This window comes from Mesorhizobium carmichaelinearum (assembly GCF_900199455.1).
Lineage (GTDB): Bacteria > Pseudomonadota > Alphaproteobacteria > Rhizobiales > Rhizobiaceae > Mesorhizobium > Mesorhizobium carmichaelinearum.
On sequence record NZ_FZQR01000003.1, the window covers coordinates 413,703 to 430,768 of the forward strand.

The 17,066-nt window shown below is 64.2% G+C and carries 18 protein-coding genes; 9 read left to right on the forward strand and 9 right to left on the reverse strand.

What is annotated here, in order from left to right:
- Window positions 1–93: 93 nt before the first annotated feature.
- The 4 genes from rpoN to lptC all read right to left on the reverse strand — a co-directional run bounded on the left by rpoN (window position 94) and on the right by lptC (window position 3,981).
- Window positions 94–1,620 (reverse strand): RNA polymerase factor sigma-54, encoded by a 1,527-nt coding sequence (gene rpoN, locus CKW40_RS08665; protein ID WP_095199514.1) that lies wholly within the window; start codon window positions 1,618–1,620, stop codon window positions 94–96.
- A gap of 252 nt (window positions 1,621–1,872) precedes the next feature.
- Window positions 1,873–2,691 (reverse strand): LPS export ABC transporter ATP-binding protein, encoded by an 819-nt coding sequence (gene lptB / locus CKW40_RS08670; protein WP_019861197.1) that lies wholly within the window; start codon window positions 2,689–2,691, stop codon window positions 1,873–1,875.
- On the reverse strand, window positions 2,691–3,281 hold the full coding sequence (locus CKW40_RS08675) for an LptA/OstA family protein (protein ID WP_095199515.1): 591 nt from the start codon (window positions 3,279–3,281) through the stop codon (window positions 2,691–2,693). Before CKW40_RS08675 ends, lptB begins: the two co-directional genes overlap by 1 nt.
- Window positions 3,268–3,981: an LPS export ABC transporter periplasmic protein LptC gene (gene lptC, locus CKW40_RS08680; protein WP_095199516.1), complete on the reverse strand. Its 714-nt coding sequence runs from the start codon at window positions 3,979–3,981 to the stop codon at window positions 3,268–3,270. Before lptC ends, CKW40_RS08675 begins: the two co-directional genes overlap by 14 nt.
- Window positions 3,982–4,341: 360 nt before the next feature.
- Here lptC and sppA point away from each other — a divergent pair, with 360 nt between their 5' ends.
- The 4 genes from sppA (at window position 4,342) to lhpI (ending at window position 7,059) form a co-directional block, all read left to right on the forward strand.
- The gene (gene sppA / locus CKW40_RS08685; RefSeq protein ID WP_095199517.1) at window positions 4,342–5,298 is read left to right on the forward strand and encodes a signal peptide peptidase SppA; all 957 of its coding nucleotides are present in this window, start codon (window positions 4,342–4,344) and stop codon (window positions 5,296–5,298) included.
- A gap of 80 nt (window positions 5,299–5,378) precedes the next feature.
- Complete coding sequence (locus CKW40_RS08690; protein ID WP_006200394.1) at window positions 5,379–5,663, forward strand: integration host factor subunit beta; 285 nt, start codon at window positions 5,379–5,381, stop codon at window positions 5,661–5,663.
- Window positions 5,664–5,699: 36 nt separating this feature from the next.
- Window positions 5,700–6,056, forward strand: a complete 357-nt coding sequence (locus CKW40_RS08695) for a DUF1049 domain-containing protein (protein WP_095199518.1) — start codon at window positions 5,700–5,702, stop codon at window positions 6,054–6,056.
- Between the two features lie 37 nt (window positions 6,057–6,093).
- A complete protein-coding gene (gene lhpI, locus CKW40_RS08700; RefSeq protein ID WP_095199519.1) occupies window positions 6,094–7,059 on the forward strand; it encodes a bifunctional Delta(1)-pyrroline-2-carboxylate/Delta(1)-piperideine-2-carboxylate reductase in 966 nt (321 codons plus the stop codon).
- Here lhpI and CKW40_RS08705 read toward each other — a convergent pair.
- The 5 genes from CKW40_RS08705 to CKW40_RS08725 all read right to left on the reverse strand — a co-directional run bounded on the left by CKW40_RS08705 (window position 7,049) and on the right by CKW40_RS08725 (window position 10,533).
- Window positions 7,049–7,492, reverse strand: coding sequence for an EVE domain-containing protein (locus tag CKW40_RS08705; RefSeq protein ID WP_095199520.1), 444 nt, complete (start codon window positions 7,490–7,492; stop codon window positions 7,049–7,051). The genes lhpI and CKW40_RS08705 overlap by 11 nt on opposite strands.
- The gene (locus CKW40_RS08710) at window positions 7,489–7,869 is read right to left on the reverse strand and encodes a VOC family protein (RefSeq protein WP_095199521.1); all 381 of its coding nucleotides are present in this window, start codon (window positions 7,867–7,869) and stop codon (window positions 7,489–7,491) included. The genes CKW40_RS08705 and CKW40_RS08710 overlap by 4 nt, the downstream gene beginning before the upstream one ends.
- 77 nt (window positions 7,870–7,946) lie before the next feature.
- A complete protein-coding gene (locus CKW40_RS08715; RefSeq protein ID WP_095199522.1) occupies window positions 7,947–8,636 on the reverse strand; it encodes a helix-turn-helix transcriptional regulator in 690 nt (229 codons plus the stop codon).
- A gap of 81 nt (window positions 8,637–8,717) precedes the next feature.
- Window positions 8,718–9,329: a peptide chain release factor H gene (gene prfH / locus CKW40_RS08720; protein WP_095199523.1), complete on the reverse strand. Its 612-nt coding sequence runs from the start codon at window positions 9,327–9,329 to the stop codon at window positions 8,718–8,720.
- Complete coding sequence (locus CKW40_RS08725) at window positions 9,316–10,533, reverse strand: RNA ligase RtcB family protein (protein ID WP_095199738.1); 1,218 nt, start codon at window positions 10,531–10,533, stop codon at window positions 9,316–9,318. Before CKW40_RS08725 ends, prfH begins: the two co-directional genes overlap by 14 nt.
- A 325-nt stretch (window positions 10,534–10,858) precedes the next feature.
- Between CKW40_RS08725 and CKW40_RS08730 the strand changes: the two genes are divergently transcribed.
- From CKW40_RS08730 to CKW40_RS08750, 5 genes are all read left to right on the forward strand, one after another.
- Window positions 10,859–11,944, forward strand: a complete 1,086-nt coding sequence (locus CKW40_RS08730) for an RsmD family RNA methyltransferase (RefSeq protein WP_095199524.1) — start codon at window positions 10,859–10,861, stop codon at window positions 11,942–11,944.
- 17 nt (window positions 11,945–11,961) lie between these two features.
- Window positions 11,962–12,819, forward strand: a complete 858-nt coding sequence (locus tag CKW40_RS08735; protein ID WP_095199525.1) for a TrmH family RNA methyltransferase — start codon at window positions 11,962–11,964, stop codon at window positions 12,817–12,819.
- 13 nt (window positions 12,820–12,832) lie between these two features.
- On the forward strand, window positions 12,833–13,330 hold the full coding sequence (gene lspA, locus CKW40_RS08740) for a signal peptidase II (RefSeq protein WP_095199526.1): 498 nt from the start codon (window positions 12,833–12,835) through the stop codon (window positions 13,328–13,330).
- Between the two features lie 57 nt (window positions 13,331–13,387).
- On the forward strand, window positions 13,388–14,377 hold the full coding sequence (acuI, locus tag CKW40_RS08745) for an acrylyl-CoA reductase (NADPH) (RefSeq protein ID WP_095199527.1): 990 nt from the start codon (window positions 13,388–13,390) through the stop codon (window positions 14,375–14,377).
- A gap of 144 nt (window positions 14,378–14,521) precedes the next feature.
- Window positions 14,522–16,804, forward strand: a complete 2,283-nt coding sequence (locus CKW40_RS08750) for an ATP-binding protein (protein ID WP_095199528.1) — start codon at window positions 14,522–14,524, stop codon at window positions 16,802–16,804.
- The last annotated feature ends 262 nt before the right edge of the window (window positions 16,805–17,066 follow it).

Genomic DNA, 17,066 nt, shown 5'->3' on the forward strand with positions numbered 1-17,066 from the left:
GTCAATGAAGCTCGAAAGCTGTGGAAAATCGGGAATTCTTTGTTTGACGCAATTCCTGTGGGAAAACCGCTTCACACTTTTCCTGGAATTGCTTTAACGCCCGGCGCTGGCGAGCGCCCGCTTCTCGCGTCGGCGCTGCACCGAAGACGGAATATTCATGCCTTCCCGATACTTGGCGACCGTGCGCCGGGCGATATCGACGCCACTCTCCTTGAGCATGTCGACGATCGCGTCGTCCGAAAGGACATCGACGGGTTTCTCCTCGTCGATCAGCTGCTTGATACGATCCCGCACCGCTTCCGAGGAATGCGCGTCGCCGCCGCCCGACGCGGCGATCGAGGCGGTGAAGAAATAGCGCAGTTCGAACACGCCGCGCGGGGTCAGCATGTATTTGTTGGCGGTGACGCGGCTGACGGTCGATTCGTGCATGCCGATGGCGTCGGCCACCGTGCGCAAATTGAGCGGCTTCAGCTGGCGCACGCCATGAACCAGGAACGCATCCTGCTGGCGCACGATTTCCGAGGCCACTTTGAGGATGGTCTTTGCCCGCTGGTCGAGGCTGCGCGTCAGCCAGTTGGCGTTTTGCAGGCACTCGGCCAGGAAATCCTTTTCCGCCTGGTTCTTCGCATGCGGCGAGACCTGGGCGAAATAGATATGGTCGACCAGCACGCGCGGCAGCGTTTCGGCGTTGAGTTCGACGGTCCAGCTGCCGTCATTGGCCGCGCGCACCTCGACATCGGCGACGATGGCGTCGCTGGCACCGCCCGAAAACGCCATGCCCGGGCGCGGGTCGAGTGCCCGAATCTCGGCCAGCATGTCGAGCAAATCCTCTTCGTCAACGCCGCAGATCCGCTTCAACGTCTGGAAATCGCGTCTCGCCAGGAGCTCGAGATTGGCAACCAGGGCCTTCATCGCCGGGTCGAGGCGGTCGCGCACCGCAAGCTGCAGCGACAGGCATTCGGCAAGGTCACGGGCGAACAGGCCGGCTGGCTCGAAGGTCTGGCACACCGCCAGCACCTTGGCCACGGCCGCTGCGTCAGTGCCCAGGCGCGCGGCGACTTCGGCCAGGTCGGCGCGTAGATAACCGGTCTCGTCGAGCCCGTCGGCGAGATCGGCCGCGATCAGGCGCGCCGCGGGATCGGCGAAGGCGAGTGCGACTTGCTCGCCGACATGGTCGCGCAAGGTGATGGCGCCCGCCGCCATGTCGCCGGCGTCGAGCCCCTCGGACGAGGAGCCGCCGCCATTGCCGGCAGCCGATTTCCATTGCGCCGTCAGGTCGGGTCCGAGCCGCTCGCTGGTGCCGGGATCGTCGGGAAACAGGTTCTCCAGCGACGTATCGAGTTTCTCCGAGATCGCCTCGGCGCTCCATCCCGCCTCGTTCTCGAACCAGTCGCCCTCGACGGCGGCTTGCGGCTCCGCATCGATCTTCTGCGCCTGGTCGCTCGCCGCGTCATCCTGCGGCTCGGCGCGCTCCAGAAGCGGGTTGCGCTCGATTTCCTCGTCGATGAAGTGCTCGAGTTCGACATGGGTGAACTGCAGCAGCCGAATCGACTGCATCAGCTGCGGCGTCATCACCAGCGACTGCGACTGTCGGAGCTGTAGTTTCGCCGCCAACGCCATGGTTCGGTTTCAAACGCCTCCTCTACGCGTCCGGACTTGCCGCAAATTTCGCGGCCGACCATAGAAACTGGCCCGGCTTTTGCTTGTCAAGGCAAAGCCTAGCAAAAGCCGCTTACCGGAGCGTTATCTCGGAGCAAAATCGCCGAAAATCAGGCCGTCACACGCAAAAAATCGTGTCAGGAAACAAATTTCACGCCCAAGGCAATTCCAGGCCAAGTGTGTTGCGGTCCGCAATTGTGCGGGAAAAACGGGTCAGAGTGTAAAACCCTCGCCGAGATAAAGCCGCCGCACATCCGGGTTTGCCACCACCTCGTCGGCGCGGCCATGGGTCAGCACCTGACCGGCATGGATGATGTAGGCGCGGTCGATCAGACCGAGCGTCTCGCGCACATTGTGGTCGGTGATGAGGACACCGATGCCGCGTGCGGTCAGGTGACGCACCAGCTGCTGGATATCGGCAACGGCGATCGGATCGATGCCGGCAAAGGGCTCGTCGAGCAGCATGTAGGCCGGGCGCGTCGCCAGCGCGCGCGCGATCTCCAGGCGCCGCCGCTCGCCGCCGGAGAGCGACATGGATGGCGCCTTGCGCAGATGGCTGATGTGGAATTCCTCGAGCAGCTCATCGAGATTGCGCTCGCGCACCTTGCGGTCCTTTTCGACCACTTCGAGCACGGCGCGGATATTCTGCTCGACATTGAGGCCGCGGAAGATCGACGCCTCCTGCGGCAGATAGCCGATGCCGAGACGCGCGCGACGATACATCGGCATCGAGGTGACGTCGAAGCCGTCGATCTCGATCGTGCCTTCATCCACCGGCACCAGGCCGGTGACCATGTAGAAACAGGTCGTCTTGCCGGCGCCGTTGGGGCCAAGCAGCCCGACGGCCTCGCCGGCACGCACGCCGAGCGTAACGCCACTGACCACCTTGCGGCCCTTGTAGCTCTTGGTCAGGCCCTTGGCGATCAAGGTTCCCTTGAACTTCGCCTTGTCGACGGTGATCGTGGCCGGAGCCGAAACCTTAGCCGCGGCTCGTCCCGGAAGACGCGCCGTCAGCGATGACAGGCTGGCCATCAGGGGTTCGTCGCTCCCGATTTCGGCGGCGGCGTGATCGACATCTGGACACGCTGCCCAGAGCATGGATCAACCTGGGCCAGCCCGCTTTTCATCTGGACGGTCAGCTTGCAGCCGACCAGGACGTTGTCGTTCTGCGACAGAACGACCTTTTTGCCCGAAAGCACCAGCACCTGGCTCTTCATGTCGAAGCTGCCTTGATCGCCGGTCGCGACCTGCTGATCCGACTTGATGTAGATCTTGTCGGAAATCTCCAGATGGTCGATGTTGGCCGAGCCCGTCATCGCCGCGCCCGCGGCTTCCGTGCCCTTGGCCGCGGCATTGGGATCCTTGATATAATAGACCATCATCTTGCCGGCCTTCATCAGCGTCGGCCCTTGGACGACGGTGACATTGCCCGTGAAGATGGCGACATTTTCGGCCTGCCGGACCTCAAGCTTGTCGCTTTCGATCTGGATCGGCTTGTCGCCGGACAGTTTGAGGCCTGATACCTGACTGGTGGCGCTGGACTGCGCCAGCGACGGCACAAGGCTCAGCAGGAGCAACGCCGAAGTTGCGGCCGCAAGCCGTGTCGAACTATTGAGCCACATTCGCTTCTTCGCCCTTTGCCTCAGCCGCCTTCGCACTGGCGGGATCGATGTTGACGCGCACCCTGTTCTCGAACACCAGGATCTTGCCATTGTCCTGGACCGACAGGGAATTCGCTGTGATCTGCGACCCGCCACTGCTGACGTCGACGGGATCATCCGTCTTCATAGTGCCTTTGCCCATGTCGAGGAAGACTGATTTGAACTTGGCTTGCATGCCGTCGGTCGTGGTGATCGTGACGTCGCTGGTCATTTTCATGGTATTGCCGTCGCGATCGTAGGTACCGCGCGAAGCTTTGATCGCGGCGACATTGTCCGGACCGACCGGCACCTTGGCGTCTATGCCTTCGAGTTCGATGATGCCTTGCGTGTTGACATCCTGTATCGCCCGCAGGGCGGTCATCGAATAGGGCTGCTTCTGCTTGGTGAAGCCGTTGAGCTTGGGATTGGCCATCACCAGCTTGCCGTTGGAAAAGGCGGCGCCTTCCGCCTGCACCGCGACGGAGACCGGTGCGGCCAGATAGGAATAAACCGGAAAGGCGACGGCGATTAGCGCCGCGGCCAGGGGCACGGCGAATTTGAGCACGCGCACACGGCGCGAATGACGCTGGGCGCGGTCGAACGCATCGCCCCGCTCCCAGCCATCCGCCGGGGGAGCCAACTCCATCTCGGGGCTGGTCGGTTCATTCGATCGCGCTAACATGACTGCTTTCTTCTAAACCCCTGCCCGCCAGGGAGCACCGCCTATAGGTGGGGGGCCGGCGCCCTCAAGCAAGCACAAGCCCACGAAAACCGCAAAAATGTGACAACTGTTGTTGTACAAACGAAAACGAGGTCGGCACAACAGCCGCCACTTCATAGCAGAAATGAACGTCCTTGCGCCGTTTTTTCATCGCCGCCGTTGCTCCCCTTTACCTTGCGTCCCTTGCGCAGGCCAGTCACAAAACAGACAGCGCTGGGATCGCGGCGGGCGGATTGCCGCGCCATAGGGAAGACGGAACTGCTTCCCGATGAGGACTTCATGGTCTAAAAGCGTCTCTTCCCGCCGACTGTGAGGCTGACCATGGCATTGAGAGCCGACGACCTGATCGACCGCCGCCGTTTGCGGCGCAAGCTGACATTCTGGCGTGTTGCGGCCATCGGCATCGTGGCAATCGGGGTGATTGCGCTGTCGGCCTGGTTCTATCGCGACGATCTTGGCGGCTCGTCTGTCGACCATATCGCCAAGGTCAGGATCGAAGGCACGATCACCGAGGACGAGGAACTCATCAAGCGTCTGGAGGACATCCGCAAGTCGTCGAAGGTGAAGGGCGTGATCCTTGCGATCGATTCACCCGGCGGCACCACCGTTGGCGGTGAATCAATCTACGAAGAAGTGCGCAAGGTGGCCGCCGACAAGCCTGTCGTGGCCGAGGTCGGCACGCTCGCCGCATCGGCGGGCTATATGATCGCAAGTGCCGCCGACCACATTGTCGCCCGCAAGACCTCGATCGTCGGCTCGATCGGCGTGCTGATCCAGTATCCTGACGTCAGCGGCCTGATGGACAAGCTCGGCGTCAAGCTGGAGGAGGTGAAATCCTCGCCGCTCAAGGCCTCGCCGTCTCCCTTCAAGCCGACCAATGACGACGAGCGCGCCATGGTCCGCAAGCTTATCCTCGACAGCTACGACTGGTTCGTCGGCATCGTCGCCGAACGCCGCAAGATGACCCACGAACAGGCGCTGGCGCTCGCCGACGGGTCGATCTTCACCGGCCGCCAGGGTGTCGCCAACGGGCTGATCGACGCCGTCGGCGGCGAGACCGAGGCGGTCGACTGGCTGGCGACCAAGGGTGTCGACGCCAAGCTCAAGGTCGTCGAATGGAAGGACACGGACCGGCGCGGCAGCTTCCTGTGGTCAAAAGCCATGGTGAAAATGGTCGGCAGCGCGGTCGGCCTGCCGGATTCCAGCGGCGATATCATCCACGAGCTTGGCGCCGACCGCTTGTTTCTTGACGGCCTCGTTTCCGTCTGGCACCCTTGAGCGCGGTTTGGGATAGCTGAAAAAGCCAATAAAATCATCCTCATAATTTTGACCGAACTGCTTTCACGGGGACCCGTCTGATGATCAAGTCCGAACTTGTGCAGATTATTGCCACGCGCAATCCGCATCTTTTCCTGCGCGACGTCGAAAACATTGTCGGCGCGATCTTCGACGAGATCACCGACGCCCTTGCCGAAGGCAACCGGGTCGAGCTGCGCGGCTTCGGTGCTTTTTCGGTGAAAAACCGCCCCGCCCGCACCGGCCGCAACCCGCGTACCGGCGAATCCGTCGAGGTCGAGGAGAAATGGGTGCCGTTCTTCAAGACCGGCAAGGAACTGCGCGAAAGGCTGAACGGCGGCAAGTAGGCGCGGCTTCAGCGCCAGCTTCCGACGGAAAACACAATGCTCAATCGTTTCATGCTCATCGTGGTCTTCGTGCCCCTGGCGATCATTCTGATTGCCTTGGCCGTCGCCAACCGCGAACTCGTCGCCTTCACGCTGGACCCGTTCAACCCCGGCAATCCGAAGCTGACGCTCACCTTGCCGCTGTTCATTTTCCTGTTCCTGGCGCTTGCCATCGGCATGATCGTCGGCAGCCTGGCGACCTGGGTCAAGCAGGGCCGCTACCGCAAGCTGGCGCGCCAGCGCGGCGTCGAGGCGGAAAACCTGCGCCAGGCGGTCAGCCGCGCGCCATCGGCACCGCAAGGGCCGGTCCCAGGGCCAGCCCAAGGACAGGCATTGCCGAAGCCGACCAATTGATGAGCCGGCCGGCGCCTTTCTTTCCACGGAGCCTTTCATGCTGACCATTTCGGCTGCCGAGGTCGATCGCGCACTGACCTTTCCCGGCCTGGTCGAGACACTGCGCGCCGCCTTTCGCGACGGCGCGGTTCAGCCGGTAAGACACCATCACCCCGTGGAGCGGCCGGATGGTGCGGCCTCGACCTTGCTCTTGATGCCGGCATGGACCGATTTCAACGCCGCCGGCACGTCTTCCGGCGGTCATATCGGCGTCAAGATCGTCACCGTCTCGCCTGACAACAACGCCATCGGCAAGCCCGCGGTGATGGGGCTCTATCTCCTGCTCAATGGTGCCACCGGCGAACCGGAGGCCCTGATCGACGGCCAGCGGCTGACCCAGTGGCGCACGGCCTGCGCCTCGGCGCTGGCGGCTTCCTATCTGGCACGCGAGGACGCCTCCAGGCTGCTGGTGATCGGCGCCGGCGCACTGTCACCCTTTCTCGCCAAAGCGCATTCGGCCGTGCGGCCGATCAAGACCATCCGCATCTGGAACCGGACATTGGCCAATGCCGAGAAGGTCGCGACCGATCTGCGCGCCGATGGCTTCGCGGCAAGTGCTGCAAGTGATCTCGATGCCGAACTTGGCGAGGCCGACATCATCTCCTCGGCAACGATCGCCACCAAGCCGCTGATCAAGGGCGCGCTGCTGAAGCCGGGGGCCCATGTCGACATGGTCGGTGGTTTCACGCCGACCATGCGCGAAAGCGACGACGATGCGATCCGGCGCGCCCGCGTCTATGTCGACACCCGCGCCGGCGCCACCAAGGAGGCCGGCGACATCGTCATCCCGCTTGCGTCGGGCGTGCTGAAGCCGGAAGCCATCCTCGCCGACCTGCATGAACTGGCGCGCGGCGAGAAACAGGGCCGCCAAAGTTCCACCGAGATCACGCTGTTCAAGTCGGTTGGCGCAGCACTCGAGGACCTCGCCGCCGGCATTGCCGTCTACAACGCACTCAAGCCGTAGCCTCAGCAAGCTTCTTCGCGGCACCCATCGCCTCGGCGATTAGATGAAAATCGTGATCGTTGATTTCGAACAGGCCGAAGCGAAGCTGATACCCCCAGTTCGACTTGCCGGCGGTGAAGTGCAGACGGTCGAGCAGCGGCTTGATCGGCGCTTCTTCTGCCGCCATCCACTCGACATCGCGGCGGAACGGCGTGAAGCCGCCGCCCATCTCGCCTTGATAGGGCTCGCCTTCCCGCACCGTGCCGATTGCCGTGAAAGCCTGCAGGCCGTCCTTTTCGCCCAAAACGGTGGTCGGTGAATAATAGACGATGCCATCACCTGGCTTGACGCGGCGCAGCGGTGCCGCCTTGCCGTGGTTGACCTGCATGAAGCCGGCCTCGCGGCCGCGCCGCACATGTTGCGCCGACGCCACGGCGATCCAATACGCGCTCATTTCTGTTCCCCGTCGGACAGCCAGTAGACGCGCAGGCGGTGATTGTCGGGATCGAGCGCAACGAACGTACGGCCGAAATCCAGGTCGGTCGGCGTCTGCAGGATCTTCAAGCCACGCCCTGCCCAGTCGGCATGTGTGGCGTCGACCGCCTCAGGCGTCTCCAGCGCAAACACGATCTCGGAACCGCCACCTGCGGCAGCCGCCGCCGGCTCGACCGTATGGCGCGACCAGAGGCCGAGCTTGAAGCCGTTGTCGAGCACGAACAGCACGAAGGTCGGCGCGCTTTCAACCGGCTCGCGCCCCAGCAGCGCACTGTAAAAGGCGCCGCTCTTGAGCGGCTGGTCGACATAGAGAATAACGAAATTCGGCGTGGTCATGACTGCTCTCCAAGCTGTTTCAGCGTTTCGACTTGGCTGATATAAGATGCCCTACTGTCAGATTCTGGCAGTAGCAATCATGACCCACGCGGCTTGTCGAGCGTCGCCCGCCATTCCTTGAGCAGCACCTGGCGACGCCGCGGATAGCGCGCATCGATGGCGTTGAGGCCGGATATGCGATCGGCACGAAAATGCCGAAAATCCTGCCGCATCTCGCACCAAGCCACCACAACCCGCACCTTGTCGAAGAAGCCGAGCGCGAACGGCCAGACCACACGTTGCGAAGCGGCACCGCCGGCATCGCGGTAGAGAAAGCCGAGCTTGCGTTCGTTGCGGATGGCCTGCCGCACCGTGCCGAGATCGATGCCCTCGATGGCATGCGCCGGCGGCCCAACCAGCAGCGTCGAGGCATCGAGATCCTCGCGCAAATCATCCGGCAGCACGGCCGCGATCTTGGCCAGCGCGTTGGCGGCGGCAGCCGACAGGCGCTGGTCCGGCTGCTTGGCGACCCAACGCGATCCCAGCACGATGGCCTCGATCTCCTCGTCGCTGAACATCAGCGGCGGCAGCATGAAGCCGGGCTTCAACACATAGCCCAGCCCCGCCTCGCCCTCGATCGGTGCGCCCTGCCCCTGCAGCGTGGCGATGTCGCGGTAGAGCGTGCGGATCGAAATCCCGAGCTCATCCGCCAGCACCTGTCCGCTCACCGGCCGGCGATGCCGGCGCAGGCGCTGGATCAGGTCAAGCAGGCGTTCGGAGCGGGACATGATTCTCGCGGTTTGCAGTCTTCACGATAGTATATCTCGCTCCGAAGCGCGCCGGCGTCTGAGCTTGACGCCGCCGCGCCGTCAGAGGTGGAATACCTTGACCTCGTTGCCGCGTTCCAGGGCCTTGTTGGCCACGAACATCTGCGTCTTCGACATTTCAACCTCACGCTCGGCAAGGACACGCAGCATCGCTTCCAGCCGGCGCAGCGCGATGGCCTTGTTGCGGTGCTGCGAGCGTTCGTTGCGCGCCGTCACCACAATGCCGGTCGGCAGGTGAACGGCGCGCACGGCGCTGTCGGTGGTGTTCTGATGCTGTCCGCCGGGACCCCCGGCCCGCAAGGTTTCGAAACGGACGTCGGACGGTGCGATCGAAACGGTAGCGGCATCCGCCAGATCCACCACCTGCACACCGACGAACCAGTTCTGTCGCTTGTGGCCTGCGCGCACCGGGCTCTTGAAGACGAACTTGACGGTGCCGCAATACGCCTGTGCCAGTGCTTCGGCGTTGCGGCCGTCGAGGCTGAGCACGGCGGATTTGGCACCATGCCGGTCCGGTCTGTGACCAAACGTGACCTCAACCGCGCAACCAAGCCGATCGGCCTCCTTCTCGATGATCTCGACTAGCGCCATCAAGGCGATGCGGCATTCGACCGGTCCGTTGCCTGAGGTGACGAGCATGTCAATCGCGGCCATGGTTCGCCCTCCTTGCCACACGTTCGCGCGATGGTTTCCTGCGCGTCCGGTCGGGCGGACCTTCCATCGCCTTCTTGTAGGTCACCAGCGGTTTCATCGCCGCAAGCGTCACGACCAGGCCGGCATCGGCAAGATCCTGCACCACCTGCCCGGCATCCTTGTAGGCGGAGGCTGCTTCCTCGATGACCAGGTTGCGGTCGTCGCAGATCAATTGCCCGCCCCACGCATTTCTGAGCAAGGCGTCGCGCTCCGACCTGTTGCGCCCGGCACGGCCGTGCATGGTGGCACGGTCGTATTTGCGGCCGGCTCCATGCGAAATGCCGCCCAGCGACGGACCCGTCGCGTCGAGCGCCCGCACGACATAGCTCAGGCTGGCACGCGAACCGGCGATCGGTGCGACATCTCCCGCCCGCACCGCGGCCGAGCCCTTGTGATGGACGAAACCATCGGCCCGGTCGCGGACAAGATTGTGCGGCACATCTGCCACCAGCCGGACTTCGCTGCGCAAGGCGCTTGCCGCGCGCTCGGCGATCAGCCGGCGGTTGAGTGACGCCCAGGTGACGCAAAGGTCATGCTGGCGACGCCAGTTCCTGCCCTCCGCGGACTCCGGATCGAGCCCGGCCGTGACCGCGGACTGGAGGTCGAGCATCTGTCCGAAGACAAAGGCGCCAAGTCCGCGCGAGCCGGAATGCACCAGCAGATAGAGCTTCTGGCGGTCGAACAGGCCTTCGCCGGCCACATCGGTCTGGTCGACCGCCTGCAGCTCGCAGAAATGGTTGCCACCGCCGATCGTGCCCAGCGCATCCGGATAGAGATCCGTCGGCAAATCCGAGGCAGCGAGCGCCGCGTGCGGATCGATGTCTTCCGCTTCGATCCGGCGCAGGCATTCGACAGCCTTGTCGATCCTGAGCTTGCGCAGCGGCAGATCGAGCTCGAACAGCGACATGCCGCAGCCGATGTCATTGCCGATCAGTTGCGGATGCAGCCGCTGCGACAACACGGCAATGCCGGTCGGACCGTATTTGCCCGGATGCAGGTCTGGAAAGGCCGCAACCGAGGTGACGCCCGGCAAGGCCGCGACGTTGCCGAGCTGCTGGAGCGCCGCGCCCTCGATCCATGTCTGCGGCGAAAAACAATGCTGGATATGCGCAACAGGCGCGGCGCACGACGAAGGGAGGCCTGGGCCCCCGATAAAATTGCCCATGATGGAACACTTCTGGATAAAGGTCACAAACCGGACGCTGTCAGGCATCCGTTCGACCGGCTTCAGTCAGCAAAATGCTGGCTTACGCCGGAACCCTCGAGGGGTGCGCGGTGAAGATGTTCGTCATCTTTCGCTCCCATTCCAGAAACAACAATAGCGCCCTCATAAACCAAGCGCGCGAAAAAACAAGCGCGATGCCGCAACACCGCCGCACCACTTCGAAGGCGAAGGCTTCCAGCTGCACCAATCGACCTGCGGGCCATCGCTTGTTGCACCGCCGCTGTCCTCATGCCAAAAGCGGCACGCCGCTCGGAGATGCTCCCGCTTGAAGTCTTTTCGCGACAAACGCCGCGACAACCGCCCGCCCGCGAAAGGCGGAACCGGAGAGGTGCGTCCGCACGAGGCACGTGGAGCCCCACGGCCGGACGCCAGGCCGCGCGAACCGCGCGACATGAAACCGGATAGCCAGCCCGCAGCGAAATCCGCACCGCGCATCCTTACCCGCCGTGACGGCGTCCTGCCGGCCGAGCAGCTTCCGCTGATTCTCGAAGTGGCGCCCAACGCCGATTATGCACTGCTCGACAGCGGCGCCAGCCAAAAACTCGAACAATACGGCCCCTACCGCATCGTGCGACCCGAGGGTCAGGCGATCTGGCAGAAAGCCTTGCCGGCGAAGGATTGGGAGCGTGCCGACGCCATCTTCACCGGCGACACCGACGAGGAAGGCATCGGCCGCTGGCGTTTCCCGAAGACGCCGCTCGGTGAGACCTGGCCGATGAAGCATGACGGCATCGATTATCTCGGCCGTTTCACCTCGTTCCGCCATGTCGGTGTCTTTCCCGAGCAGGCCTCGCACTGGGATCATATGGCCGGCCTGATCGCGGCGGCGAAGCGGCCGGTCAAGGTGCTCAACCTGTTCGGCTATACGGGCCTTGCCTCGCTGGTGGCGGCCCGCGCCGGTGCCGAGGTCACCCATGTCGACGCCTCGAAGAAGGCGATCGGCTGGGCGCGTGAAAACCAGGAGATGGCCGGGCTTGGCGGCAAGCCGATCCGCTGGATCGTCGACGACGCGGTGAAATTCGCCGAGCGCGAAGAGCGCCGCGGCAGCCGCTACGACATCATCCTGTTCGACCCGCCGGCCTATGGCCGCGGCCCCAAGGGCGAGGTCTGGCAATTGTTCGAGGATCTGCCTGATCTGACCGACCTCTGCCGCGCGATCCTGACGCCGAAACCACTTGCCGTGGTGCTGACCGCCTATTCGATCCGCGCCTCCTTCTTCGCCATCCATGCCTTGATGCGCGACACCTTCGCCGGCATGGGCGGCAAGGTTGAATCGGGTGAGCTGATCATTCGCGAAAAGTCCGCCGGCAGGGCGCTTTCGACCTCACTGTTTTCGCGTTGGGTGGCCTGAATGCCTCGGAGTCCTGAATGAACGAGCGGCACGTCGGCGCACCCGGCCAGGTGAAGGAAGTCACCAGCCTCGCCAATCCGCTGATCAAGGACATCAAGGCGCTCGCCTTGAAGAAATTCCGCGACCAGCAGAACGCCTTCATGGCTGAGGGACTGAAGCTGGTCATCGACGCGCTCGACTTGGGCTGGCAGATCAGGACGCTGGTGTTCGCCAAGGCCGGACGCGGCAATGCCGCGGTGGAAAAGGTCGCGGCGCGCACGGTTGCCGCCGGCGGCACGGTGCTCGAAGTGTCGGAAAAAGTGCTTGTCGCCATCACCCGCCGCGACAATCCGCAAATGGTGGTCGGCGTCTTCACGCAGAGATTCCTGGCCCTCAGGGATATCCGCGCCGACAATGGCGATGTCTGGGTGGCGCTCGACCGGGTGCGCGACCCCGGCAATCTCGGCACCGTCATCCGCACCGTCGATGCCGTCGGCGCCAAGGGTGTCATCCTGGTCGGCGACACCACCGATCCGTTTTCCGTCGAGACGGTGCGCGCCACGATGGGTTCGATCTTCGCCGTGCCGGTGGCCAAAGCAACCACCGAGGCATTCCTTGCCTGGCGCGGCGGATTCTCGGGCCTCGTCGCCGGCACGCATCTGAAAGGTGCCGTCGACTACCGCTCGGTCGATTTTTCCCGTGGGCCGGTGCTGCTGATGATGGGCAATGAGCAGCAGGGCCTGCCCGAAAGCCTGGCCGCGAGCTGCGACAGACTGCTCAGGATTCCGCAGGCGGGCCGCGCCGATTCACTCAATCTCGCCGTCGCCACCGGCATCATGCTGTTCGAGATCCGGCGCGGCGCGCTGAAGCTCGAACCAATCGCCGACCAGCAATGAAGGTTGCCCGCCCGTGAGATCATGGTCCCCCTACGCGCTGCTCGTCGTCGCGGCCATCGCGCTCGATCAGTGGATAAAGCATCTGGTCGAGACCGGCTTGCCCTTCCAGGAAAAGCTCGATCTGGTGCCGTTCCTGGCGCTGTTTCGCACCTACAACACCGGCATCGCCTTCTCAATGTTCTCATCCTTTGGCGACACCGGCCTGGTGGTTATTGCCGTGCTGGTCGTCGCTTTCGTGCTCTACCTCGCCACCCGCACGCCATCAGGCCATGTCATCGCCCGCACCGGCTTTGCCCTGATCATCGGCGGCGCGCTGGGCAATCTGATCGACCGCGCCGTCTACGGCCACGTCATCGACTACATCCTGTTCCACACGCCGATCTGGTCCTTTGCGATCTTCAATCTCGCCGACGCCTTCATTTCGGTCGGCGCGGCACTGGTCGTCTTCGACGAACTCATCGGCTGGCGCCGCGAACCCAAACCTTCGAACGCCAAGCCTTCCAAAGATTGACCCCACGCGGCCATCGCCGCACAGTCCAGGACGCCAAGCCAGCTCGCGGAGAAAAAGATGTCCGAAACCTTCAAAGCCATCCTCGTCTCGCGCGACGCCGACAAGAAGCAGTCGGTCGCCGTGACCGACCTCACCGACGCCGACCTGATGGAGGGCGACGTCACCGTCGCGGTCGAGGCGACGACGGTGAACTACAAGGATGGGCTGGCCATTACGGGCAAGGCGCCGGTGGTCCGCCGCTGGCCGCTGGTGCCGGGCATCGACTTCGCCGGCACGGTCATCTCGTCCTCCAATCCCGACTGGCGCAAGGGGGACAAGGTCATCCTGAACGGCTGGGGCGTCGGCGAGACGCATTTCGGCGCCTATGCGTCGCGCGCCCGCGTCAAGGGCGACTGGCTGGTGCCGTTGCCGGAAGGCATCAGCGCGCATGACGCGATGGCGGTCGGCACCGCCGGCTACACCGCCATGCTCTGCGTCATGGCGCTGGAACGGCACGGTATCCTGCCCGACCGCGGCCCGGTTGTGGTGACAGGTGCCGCCGGCGGCGTCGGTTCGGTCGCGGTCTCTATCCTGTCCAGCCTCGGCTACCACGTCGTAGCGTCGACCGGCCGCAATGCCGAAAGCCCCTATCTGATCAACCTCGGCGCCGCCGAGGTGATCTCGCGCGACGAACTCAGCCAGCCGGCCAAGCCGCTGGCCAAGGAACGCTGGGCCGGCGGCATCGATTCGGTCGGCAGCCACACGCTGGCCAATGTGCTGTCGATGACCTCCTATGGCGGCGCGGTCGCGGCCTGCGGCCTGGCCGGCGGCATGGATCTGCCGTCGAGCGTGGCCCCCTTCATCCTGCGCGGCGTCTCGCTGCTCGGCATCGATTCGGTGATGGCGCCGAAGGCTGTGCGCCTGGAGGCCTGGCGGCGCATCAGCTCCGATCTCGACCTGGAGAAGCTCGCCAGCCTGTCCACGACCATCGGCTTCGGCGGCATCATCGATGCCGCGCGCGATATCGTCGACGGCAAGATCCGCGGACGCGTCGTCGTCGACATGTAGACCCGCCTGGCCGGTCGCAGGCAGCGGACGGAATTGCCAGATCCGGTGGCAAATCCGCCGCTACCGGGGCAAAAACGCCCTATCCGCTAAAATTCGAACGATCCGCCGCAATTTTCCATAATCTCTGTCTGGCAAGGGTTTCGCATGATCGCGGAATCCGACAGCCAGCAGGTGGACAAAGGCGACGACGTCGATGCGGTTCCGGCGCCGGCGCGGCGGTTTATCGCTGCGCCGCCGCTGGTGCCCGAGCAGCAATTGGCCAGGCGGGAAAGCCTGCCGCTGCTCACCTTCGTTGCCATCATGGTCCTGGCGGGCCTCGCGCATCTGACCGGGGCGCCGATCTTCATCAGCCTCGCCTTGCTGGCAACCGGCCTCGCCGGCCTTGGCCTGCATCTGCATGCCAGGCGCAGCGTCCACCGGACCGTGGTGTTGCTGGACGAGACCACCGCTCGCAGTCGCGCCGAGATCGAGACGCTGGCCGACCGCATGTGGGAAATGCAGGAGAGCGAGGAGCGCTTTCGCGGTCTCATCGACGCGCTTGGCGATCTCGTCATCCATCGCGACCGCGACGGCTACATCGTCTATGCCAACAAGGTGTTCGCCGATCTGGTCGAAACCGATCAGCGCGATCTTGCCGGCAAGACCCTGGCCGAGCTCGGTGTCGAAGTCGGCATCGTGCCCGACGCCGCCTTTTCCGACCATGAGTGCCTGAGTTCCACCGACGTTGCCATCCGCACGCCAAGCGGCCCGCGCTGGTTCTCGTGGATCGAACTGTCGGTGCGCGACAAGGAGAGCGGAGCGGTTTCGCATCGCGCCATCGCCCGCGACATCACCGCCCGCAAGCGCGCCGAATCCTCGCTGATCACCGCGCGCGAGCGGGCCGAATACGCAAGCCAGGCCAAATCGCGCTTTCTCGCCACCGTCAGCCATGAAATCCGCACGCCGATGAACGGCATCATGGGCATGGCCAGGCTCTTGGCCGACACCAGCCTGTCGCCGGAACAGCAGACCTATGTCGGCGCCATCTCGACCTCGGCCAGCGCCTTGCTCGCCCTGATCGAGGACCTGCTCGACTATTCCAAGATCGAGGCCGGTCGTTTCGATCCGGAACCGCAGCCAATGTCGGTGCGCGAGATCGCCGACAACATCGTCGAATTGCTCGCCGCGCGCGCCTTCGCCAAGGGTATCGGCCTCGGCTGCCATGTCGAACCGGATGTACCGCAATTGATCACCGCCGATCCGGGCCGCGTCAGGCAGGTGTTGCTCAACCTGATCGGCAACGCCATCAAATTCACCGACAGCGGCGGCGTGCTGGTCAGCGTCGCGCGCGCCCGCACCGAGACCAGCGACCGCATCTGTTTCACCATCACCGACACCGGCCCCGGCCTGCGCGAGGAGGATATGGAGCGCATCTTCGAGGAGTTCGAGCAGGCCGACGGCACCTCCACACGCACGCATGGCGGGGCGGGGCTGGGGCTTGCCATCTCCAAGCGCCTGGTGGCTACCATGGGCGGCACGATTTCAGTCTCCAGCCGGCTTGGCCAAGGATCGGAATTCGTCTTCGAAATCCCGGCCACGGAGGCCACCGGGGCGCCGCAGGGCCGGCAGAACGTGCTCGCCGGCAGGCGCGCGGTGATCCTGTCCAGGAACGCCGTCGAGGCCGACGCCATCGCCCGCACCATCCGCGCCAATGGCGGCACCGCCGGTATCGCCACCACCGTGGCGCAGGCCGCACCCCTGGCCGAGGGCTGCGACGTGCTTCTGGTCGACGCGGCCATGGAGGAGAGCGACGGGAGAGTGCTCAAGCGGCTGCGCCAAAGCGGCTTTTCCGACTGCGAAGCCATCACGCTGATCGCGCCGACCGACCGCGGCATGCTTGGCGAGTTCCGCGCCAGCGGCTACGCGACCTTCCTGGCCCGGCCGGTGCGCGGTGGAACACTTTTGCGTGTCCTTTTGACCAGCCATGCACCGGCCGTTGCCCAGCCACAGCCGGAAAAGCGCGGCACCCCGGCGCTTCGCGCCTCGAGCGACCGCCAGCAAGGCCTGTCCGTGCTGATCGCCGAAGACAACGACATCAATGCCATGCTGGCCCGCGCCACGCTGTTGAAGGCGGGGCACCGCGTCAAGGTGGTCGGCAATGGCAAAGCGGCCGTCGAGGCCGTCACTGGCGCCGGGCACAAGCACCGCTTCGACGTTGTGCTGATGGACCTGCATATGCCGATCATGGACGGGCTGGACGCCATTGCCGCGATCCGGCGCCATGAAGAGGAAACATCGGCGCCGCCCGTACCGATCATGGTGTTGTCGGCCGACAGCCAGGAAAAGACCCGCCATGCGGTGCTCGCCCACGGCGCCAGCGGCTTCGTCACCAAGCCGCTCGACCCCGACGCGCTGGTCAACGCGGTCGAGGGCCAGGTCGCCGCTTGATCTGCTTTTTTTCCACGCGCGGCTGATGCATGTCACCCAAAAGTGACCGCCATTCTGCAAGGATGACATGCGTGGAAACAGGGACCTTGAGCGCTTCGCATGGGCTCGCGTGGACGAGACATGCCTCCGCTCTCCTCCCCGAACATAGCCGGTTGACCGTTTTCGCCAGCCGACGAAGTATTGCCCGCGACGCCGTATCACGGTACTGTCACAATCCTGTTGCACCTACACCGTATCCCCGTGCCAAGAGGGATGGCTCGAA